This window comes from Microcella pacifica (assembly GCF_009371975.2).
GTDB lineage: Bacteria > Actinomycetota > Actinomycetes > Actinomycetales > Microbacteriaceae > Microcella > Microcella pacifica.
Genome location: NZ_VIKT02000011.1, coordinates 22,801 through 31,298, shown reverse-complemented (window position 1 = coordinate 31,298; position 8,498 = coordinate 22,801). Strand labels below are relative to the sequence as shown.

General features: G+C 71.9%; 3 protein-coding genes. 2 read left to right on the top strand and 1 reads right to left on the bottom strand.

The genetic code is table 11. The features are described 5' to 3' along the window. Positions 1–279: 279 nt before the first annotated feature. Both FK219_RS07695 and FK219_RS07690 read left to right on the top strand, forming a co-directional pair. A complete protein-coding gene (locus tag FK219_RS07695; RefSeq protein WP_165638078.1) occupies positions 280–5,967 on the top strand; it encodes a fibronectin type III domain-containing protein in 5,688 nt (1,895 codons plus the stop codon). A 74-nt stretch (positions 5,968–6,041) separates the two neighbouring features. Continuing rightward, entirely contained in the window at positions 6,042–7,985 is a 1,944-nt protein-coding gene (locus FK219_RS07690; protein WP_152582486.1) for a heavy metal translocating P-type ATPase, read from the top strand. Here the strand turns inward: FK219_RS07690 and FK219_RS07685 are convergent. After that, the gene (locus FK219_RS07685) at positions 7,982–8,404 is read right to left on the bottom strand and encodes an Hsp20/alpha crystallin family protein (RefSeq protein ID WP_152582485.1); all 423 of its coding nucleotides are present in this window, start codon (positions 8,402–8,404) and stop codon (positions 7,982–7,984) included. The genes FK219_RS07690 and FK219_RS07685 overlap by 4 nt on opposite strands. Positions 8,405–8,498: the final 94 nt, after the last annotated feature.

The following is an 8,498-nucleotide window of genomic DNA, read 5'->3' as shown; positions in this document are numbered from 1 at the left end:
CAGGGAACGTCGGGTGCCGGCGGAGCCGGTGGTGCAGCGACAGTGTTGATGATCGGTTCTGCCACCATCGTCGCTGGCGGTGCCGGTGGTGGTGGCGGAAGCGGGCAGTACGCGTCACTTTATGGGCGTCAGGCTGAGGCAACTCACAAGGCACGCACCGACCTCAGCACGGGGGTTGGTCAGACAGGGTTCGACGTCACCAGCATTTGCACGTCTAGCTGCGACGGCGGTGGCGGTGGCGGTGGCGGTGGCGGTGCACAGGGCGGCGCCCGAGGTCCGGTGGAGTTCGGCATCGGCGCCGACACAGAGTGGCTCGGCTACGGAGGCTTCCCCGGCGCGAACTCGACCGCGGGCCTCGCGAACCTCAGCGCCACCTACGTCTTCTTCTCCGGCAACAACGGGCATGGGTCGGTCTCCATCACGTACACCACCGGTTCGGCTGATGCCCCGACAAGCGTCATAGGTGCGCCGGGCGACGAGCAGATCGCCCTCAGCTGGACGGCGCCCGCCAACGAAGGCGGCGCGAGCATCACCGACTACGTCATCGCCTACGCCGAGGACTCGGCGACGCCCGACTGGCAGATCGTCGAGGAGGGCGAGTCGACCGCAACCACCGCCACTGTCACGGGCCTGACCAACGGCACGGCGTACATCTTCCGGGTCGCGGCCGTCAACTCCTTCGGCACGAGCGCACCCTCGGCCGCCTCCGACCCGGTCTATGCGAGCGGCGTGCCCGGTGCGCCGTCCATCACCTCCGTCATCTCGCGGGATGCTGCGCTCACGGTCGCGTTCGACGCGGCTTCCTCGCCCATCGCGATCGAGCGCTACGAGTATCAGCTCGACGGCGGCCCCTGGGTCGCGACCGCCGAGGCCGAGTCGCCTCTTCTCGTCAGCGGCCTCAGCAACGGCTCCACCTACGACCTGCGCGTGCGCGGGGTCAACGCGATCGGCGCTGGTGCCGCATCGACCCCCGCCTCGGGCATGGCCATCTCGACCCCCGGAGCGCCCACGATCGATGCCGTGAGCCCCACGATCGGTGGTGCGAGCATCGAGTTCACGCCCGGCTTCGGCGGCGGCGGCACGATCACGGGCTACGAGTACCAAGTGGACGGCGGCAGCTGGGTCGACGCCGGCACCACGAGCCCGGTCACGATCACCGGTCTCGCTGATGGCGCGAGCGCAATTGTCGAGCTGCGCGCCCTCAACTCGGCGGGGGCGGGCACCCCGTCGGCTCCCGTCACCGTGCGGACGCCCTCGACACCCGATGCTCCCGTGATCGACGGCATCACGGCCGCCGACACCTCGCTACAGGTGGCCTTCGCCTCCGTGGTCGACGGGGGATCCGTCGTCACCGACTACGAGTACCAGCTCGAGGCGGGCGGCGCGTGGACTCCCCTCGGCACGACCGCGAGCCCCGCGACCATCACGGGCCTCGTCAACGGAACGAGCTACGACGTGCGGCTGCGTGCCGTCAACGCTGTCGGCGCGAGCACCCCCTCGACTGCTGTCGTCGGCACTCCCGCCACGACGCCGGGAGCGCCCTCGATCGTCGGCGACACCGTCGCGGGCTCCGACGCGACCCTGAGCGCGCAGTTCACCGCCCCCGACTCCGACGGCGGGTCAGCGATCACGACCTACGAGTACTCGACCGACGGAGGCGCCACGTGGCGCGCGCGCGACGCGGGCACGACCGAGAGCCCGCTCGTCATCACGACCCTCTCGAGCGACGGCACGACCCCGCTCACCAACGGCACGACCTACTACGTCGAGGTGCGCGCGGTGAACGCCCAGGGCCCCGGTACGGCCTCCGGCGTCGCGGAGGGCATCGCCCGCACGATTCCGAGCGCTCCGACCCTTTCGAGCATCACGCCCGGCTCCACCGAGCTGCGCGTGCGGTTCGATGCGGCTTCCAACGGCGGCTCGCCGATCAGCGCCTACGAGTACCGCATCGACGACGGTGCGTGGGTCTCGACCGGAGGCCTGGGCACCGCGTTCTCGATCACCGGGCTGACCAACGGCACGGAGTACCTCGTCACCGTGCGCGCCGTTAACGCCGTCGGTGACGGCCCCTCGTCCGACCCCGTCGCGGCGACCCCGGTCGCGGTGCCCGGCCAGCCGACGATCGCCTCCTACCTGCCGACCGACCGCACCCTCACGCTCACGGTGGAGCTCGCCGACGACGGCGGCACCGAGGTGACCGGGTGGGAGTACTCCACCGATGCGGGGGCGACCTGGGCGGCGGCGGGAGCCACCTCGAGCCCGTTCTCGATCACCTCGCTCTCCTCCGACGTGGATGCGCGGCTCATCAACGGCGAGAACTACACCGTCATCGTGCGCGCGGCGAGCGCCGCGGGCGCCGGTGCGGCGTCGGCCCCGCGCATCCTCACTCCTCGTGCGGTGCCGGCCCAGCCGGTCACGTCGCTCACCGCGCTCGATGGCGCCGTCTCGGTGGCCTTCTCGGTCGCCGACGACGGCGGCTCGCCGGTTCTCGACCTGCAGTACAGCCTGAACGGAGCGCCCTTCGTCTCGACCGGCACGCTCTCCACGCCGTTCGTGCTCACGGGGCTCACCAACGGGCAGCCGGCCACGATCGAGCTGCGGGCCGTCAACGTCTCCGGCCCGAGTGCGGTCTCGGATGCCCGTTCCGCGACCCCGCGCACGGTGCCGGGTGCCCCGACCGCCGTGAGCGTCGCCCCTGGCAACGCCCTGGCCGAGGTGTCATGGTCGGCGCCCGCCTCCACGGGCGGCGCGAGCATCACGCAGTACACCGCGAGCGCCTACGCCACGGCGAGCTCGACGACAGCGCTCGCGAGCTGCTCGACCTCGAGCACCGCCTGCGACATCACCGGTCTGAGCAACGACACGACCTACTTCGTCTCCGTCGTCGCGCAGAACGCCGCGGGAACCGGCTCCGCCTCGGCGCCGCGCGTGTCGGTGCTACCGCTCGCAAAGCCCTCGGCTCCGAGCCTCGGCACGCTGACCCCGGCCAACACCTACCTCTCGGCGGCCTTTACGCCGGGCGCGGCAGGCTCGCGTTCCATCACGGGCTACGAGTACCAGCTCAACGGCGGCGAGTGGCGACCGGCGGCCAGCACCTCGAGCCCCCTCGTGATCTCCGGCCTCGCCAACGGCACGGAGTACACCGTCGCTCTCCGAGCGGTGAGCGCCGCCGGTGCCGGTGAGCCCTCGAGCACGCGCACCGCCACGCCCTTTGGCCTGCCCAGCACGCCGGACTCGGCGACGATCGTCGCAGAGCCCGCGAGCGGCTCCGCGATCGTGAGCTGGGAGGCGCCGAGCGCCAACGGCTCGACGATCACCAACTACACGGTCGTCGCCTGGACGGCGGCGTCGCAGGGCAGCCAGTTTCGCACCTGCACGACAGCGGGCGCTACGACCTGCACCGTCACGGGACTGTATGACAACACGACGTACTACATCAGCGTCGACGCGACCAACGCGGCAGGCACGAGCACGCGCTCCACGCCGCGCGTGCCCGTCGTCTACACGGGCAAGCCCGGCTCGGTGAGCGGCGTGACCGCCGTCGCCGGTGACGCGCAGGCCTCCCTCACCTGGACCGCGGGGGCGGCGGGAGCGAGCGCCGTCACCGACTACACCGTCTGGTACCGCGCCGTCGGGGACAGCGACTACACGCGCTTCGTGGAGCCCGTCTCGACCGCGCTCACGGCAACGGTCACCGGCCTGGAGAACGGCACGGAGTACACGTTCATCGTCTACGCCGTCAACGCCCAGGGCACGAGCCTCGCGAGCGCCCCGTCTGCCGCCGTGAGCCCCACGGGCATCGGCGTCGCGCCGACCTTCGAGGCGCCGGTGCGCACGCCGGACGGCTTCACGGTCGCGATCAGCAACTACTCGGAGGTCACGACGTACGGCGCGACCGCGACGAACGGCGCGAGCGCGAGCGTGAGCGGCTCCACCGTCACCGTGAGCGGTCTCGCGGCGAACGCCGAGTCGACGGTCACGGTCGAGGCGGTGCGCCACGGCTACACGACCGCATCGGCGAGCACGAGCGGCACCTCGCTCGAGGCGGGCGTCGCGCCTGTGCTCGGCGAGCCGGTCTCGATCGACGGCGGCTTCACCGTGCAGCTCGACAACCTCGACGCACTCGCCGTCTACGTGTTCTCCCTGCCGGGAGAGGCGACCGCGACCCTCGAGGGCGCGACCGTGACGGTCGCGGGCCTCGCCCCGGGCGAGAGCGCCGAGCTCACGGTTACGGCACAGCGCGCCGGTCGTGCCGATGCGCCCACGACGGTGACCGGCGAGGCCCTGCCCGCCGCCCCGAGCCCGCAGCTCGGCGACGTGACGCGCACCTCGGACGGCTTCACGGTGCCGCTCGTCGACGCGGTCGATGGCGTCGACTACTCCGTCTCCTCGACGGAGGGCGTCGCGGCTCTCAGCGACGGCGTGATCGTCGTCACGGGTCTCGAACCCGAGCAGGAGGCCACCCTCACGGTGACCGCCTCCCTCGCCGCTCACGTGGATGCGTCGACATCCGTGACGAGCTCGGCACTCGGCACGGGCATCGCGCCCGCCCTGTCACTCGGCGACCGTACGCCGGGCGGCTTCAGCCTCACGATCGACAACCCGCAGGACGGCGTGGACTACCTCGTCTCCACGACGGCGGGCTCGGTCTCCCGCAGCGGCACGACCATCACGGTCACGGGTCTTGCCCCGGCGCAGAGTGCCACGGTCACGGTCGTCGCGGTCGCCACCGGTCGCACCGACGCCCCCTCGAGCGTCACCTCGTCGGCGCTCGGTCAGGGCGCGATCGACCCCGCGGCCCCCGTGCCCACCCTCGACGGCTTCCGCGCCGAGATTCAGGATTTCGATGCTGAGGCGACCTACGAGGTCACGTCCTCCGCGGGAGCGGTGGCGCTCGAGGGCGAGACGATCGTCGTCACGGGCCTCGCCCCCGGCGAGTCGGCGACCGTCACGATCGCCTTCACGAAGGAGGGTGAGACGGATGCCACGGCCGAGCTGACCGGCGCGGCCCTCGCCATCGGCACGGCTCCGACGTTCTCGTCCTCCACGAGCGCGGCGAGGGGCTTCACGTTCACGATCACGAACTACTCGGCCGAGATCAGCTACACGCTCGCCGCGACCAACGCTGGCAGCGTCACGCGCAGCGGCGCGACCGTCACGGTGGCCGGTCTCGCCCCGGGTGCGACCTCCGCGGTGACGGTCACGGCGAGCCGTGTCGGCTACCGGGATGCGGCCGCCGTGACCTCGGGCGTGGCCCTGCCCCCGGCGCCGACCCCGCCGCCTCCCGCCCCGGAGCCCGAGCCGGAGGAGCAGACCGAGCCGTCGACCCCGACGCCGCCGCAGACCACGCCGCAGAACCCCGGCACGTCGACGGCGATCGTCGACGGCGAGACTCGCGAGTCGACCATCGTCGTGGACGGCGAGCGTTTCACTGTCTCGTCCCAGGGCGCGACCCTCGTCGTCGAGCCGATGTCGGGCGGCGCCTCGTCCGGTGCGAGCGGCGGTACCACTCCCGTCGTCTTCGTGGGCGGCGACGTGAGCATCGAGGTCGGCGGGTTCGCGGCCGACAGCACGATCGAGATCTGGGCGTACTCGACGCCCACCTACCTCACGAGCATGACGGTCGGCTCGGATCTCGCGGCTGGCACGGTCGTGACGCTGCCGTCGAGCATCCGGCCCGGCGAGCACACGATCGTGGTGACGGGCACGGGCGCGGATGGTGAGCCGATCGAGCTCTCCCTCGGCATCCTCGTGGTTGAGGAGGTCGAGGAGGCCGCGGCAGAGCCCGCGGTCGTCGCGGATGACGAGACCGAGGCGACGACGGAGCCCGATGGCGGAGCCGGCGCGGGCATGGCGATCGCCGTCGCGATCATGGCACTGCTGCTCGCGACGGGCCTGCTCTTCTTCGTGCTGGCGCGCCGCCGCCAGCGCGGCAGCACCGACGACGCCGCAGCCGCGCGGGTCTGACGCCGCCGGGAGGGTCGGTGAGGCAAGCCTCGGCTTGCTGGCGCCGCGCCCTCCCGGGGCGTAGACCTGTCATTATGCGGAGACTTCTCGCGGCTGCACGGCGCTACCCCCTCGTCGGGCTCGCGGTGCTCGTCGGCGCCGTGGGGCTCGCGCTCCTCGCCGCCGACCTCGAGCCGATCGCCCGCTGGGGAGTGTCGATCTTCGCGCTCGGGGTCGCCCTCAAGGAGGGCGTCGGCATGGTGCGCAGTCTGCTCTCCGGACAGTTCGGGCTCGACGTGCTCGCCATCATGGCGATCGTGAGCACCGTCGTCGTGGGCGAGTACTGGGCGAGCCTCGTGATCGTGATCATGCTCGCCGGCGGTGAGGCGCTCGAGGATGTCGCCGCTGGCCGTGCTCAGCGCGAGCTGCGATCGCTACTGGGAAAGGTACCGCAGCAGGCTCACCGCCTCTCCGCCGAGGGCGATGTCGAGGATGTCGCGGTCGACGAGGTCTCGCCGGGGGATCGTCTGCTCGTGCGCCCCTCCGAGGTCGTTCCCGTCGACGGCGAGCTCGCGAGTGCCGCCGCGACCTTCGACGAGTCCTCGCTTACCGGGGAGAGCATGCCTGTCGAGCGTCAGCGCGGCGACGCCGTGCTCAGCGGCTCGCTCGCTGGCGCCGACGCGGTCGAGATCGTGGCCACGGCACGCGCCGCCGACAGTCAGTACCAGCGCATCGTGGCGCTCGTGGAGGAGGCCTCGCAGTCGCGCGCCCCCATCGTGCGCCTCGCCGACCGCTATGCACTGCCCTTCACGATCGTGTCGCTCGTCATCGCGGGCGTCGCCTGGGCGCTGAGCGGCGACCCCGTGCGCTTCGCCGAAGTGCTCGTCGTTGCGACGCCGTGCCCGCTGCTCATTGCCGCGCCCGTCGCGTTCATGGGCGGCATGTCGAGTGCGGCCAAGCACGGCATCGTCGTCAAGAACGCCGCTGCGCTCGAGCGGCTCGCGCGCACACGCACGGTCGCCTTCGACAAGACGGGCACTCTCACGCAGGGGCATCCGCAGGTCGTCGCGGTGCACCCGGTCGACGCCATGGACGCTGACGAGATGCTGCGGCTCGTCGGCTCGGCCGAGCGGTACTCCTCCCACGTGCTCGCCGCAGCGCTCGTCGAGGCCGCGACCGACCGAGGCCTGGCCCTCGGCAGCTCGGAGGATGCGCGCGAGGTCGCCACGCACGGCGTCACCGCGACCGTCGACGGCCTCGCCGTCGTCGTGGGCAAACCGGCCTTCGTGGCCGAGCACGCCGCCGGCGTGGAGCGGCGAGAGCTGCCGAGCGGCGAGTCCGCCGTCTACGTGGCGGTCGACGGAGAGTTCGCGGGCACGGTCGTGCTGCGCGACGAAGTGCGGCCGGATGCCGCGGCGACGCTGCGCGTACTCGGCGAGCTGGGCATCCAGCGCACCCTCATGGTGACGGGCGACGTCGAGGCGACCGCGCGCCCCATCGCCGCCGGTCTCGGCATCGGCGAGCTGCACGCGGAGTGCCTGCCGGAGGACAAGGTGCGCATCGTGCGCGAGCTGCAGCCGCGACCGGTCGTCATGGTGGGCGACGGCGTCAACGATGCGCCCGTTCTCGCGGTGTCGGATGTCGGCATCGCTATGGGTGCGCGCGGCTCGACGGCTGCTTCCGAGTCGGCCGACGTCGTCATCATGCTCGACGACGTCGCGCGCGTGGCGCGCGCCGTGAGCATCGGGCAGCGCACCGTGCGCGTCGCCCTGCAGAGCATCTGGATGGGCATCATCATCTCGGTGGGGCTCATGCTCGTCGCCGCCTTCGGGTTCCTGCCTGCGATCGCCGGTGCCGCCCTGCAGGAGGTCGTCGACCTCGTGGCCATTCTCGGCGCGCTGCGTGCCGTGCGCGCGGGGGAGGCGCGACTGTCGGGGCTCGAGCGCGCAGGGCGCACGCGAACGGGCCCCGCATCCGAGGATGCGAGGCCCGTCGAGGCGCCCTCCCGCGGGAGCGCGCCCGGAGGCGTCACCCGCTAGGCGGAGACCTTCTTGCGGTCGCCGGCGGTCGCCACCGAGATCTTGCGAGGCTTCGCCTTCTCGGCCACCGGGATCATGACGCTCAGCACGCCGTTCTCGTAGTGGGCCGAGATGTTCTCGGTGTCGATGTCTTTGCCGAGCGTGAGCTGGCGCAGGTAGCTGCCGGTGCCGCGCTCGCGGGCGAGCCACTGCACGCCCTCCTCGGTGCGGGCCGAGCGCTCGGCGCGGATGGTGAGCAGCTGACCGTCGACGTCCACGTCGACCGAGCCAGGGTCGACACCCGGCAGGTCGGCGGTGAGCACGTAGTGGTCGCCGCCGCGGAACAGGTCCATGGGCATGAGGCGCGGGCTCTGGCGCTGGTCGAGCAGGCTCGAGGCAACGCGGTCGAGCTCGCGGAACGGGTCGAAGAACATCGTCATCGCGGTACTCCTTGTCACGTCGCCCGCCGGGTGGCGGGTGGTCGATGGAAACCTGAGTCGGAGTGACTCAAGTACTGCGATATTAGCACTCGGT

Coding starts and splice junctions, on each gene's coding strand:
- FK219_RS07690 (WP_152582486.1), top strand. CDS start 6,042: ATGCGGAGACTTCTCGCGGCTGCACGGCGCTACCCCCTCGTCGGGCTC.
- FK219_RS07685 (WP_152582485.1), bottom strand. CDS start 8,404: ATGACGATGTTCTTCGACCCGTTCCGCGAGCTCGACCGCGTTGCCTCG.